The 298-nt window shown below is 73.5% G+C and carries 1 protein-coding gene; it reads right to left on the bottom strand.

The annotated features are described in order from the left end of the window. A partial coding sequence (locus OOT08_RS17630; RefSeq protein ID WP_325094170.1) for a siderophore-interacting protein occupies window positions 1-298 on the bottom strand: 298 nt, incomplete at both ends.

The raw sequence follows: 298 nt of genomic DNA, 5'->3' as shown, positions 1-298 counted from the left end.
CCAGGCGTAGGGGCCGCCGGGCCACCAGTCGAGCGCGCGCACGGCATCCGCGAGGCGGGAGGCCTCCCCCGGGGCGGTGACCACCCACTCGATCGTGTCCCCGTCTCGGAGCGAGAGCTCCTGACGAGCGGCGGGGTCGCCGAGTTCGATCACGACCCTGACGGGGGCTGGCACGGGGCGTTCCTCGAGGAAGCGGGCGATGGCCGGCAGGGCCGTCTCGTCCCCCGCCAGGAGCACCCAGTCGATCTCGTCCGGGAGCACCACCGTGGATTTCGGCCCGGCAAGGTGGAGGTCGTCT

Origin of the sequence: Leucobacter sp. M11, assembly GCF_035726885.1 — a bacterium.
Taxonomy (GTDB): domain Bacteria; phylum Actinomycetota; class Actinomycetes; order Actinomycetales; family Microbacteriaceae; genus JAPFRB01.
The sequence above is the reverse complement of the archived record's forward strand: the minus strand, read 5'-3'. Positions and strand labels throughout refer to the sequence as shown.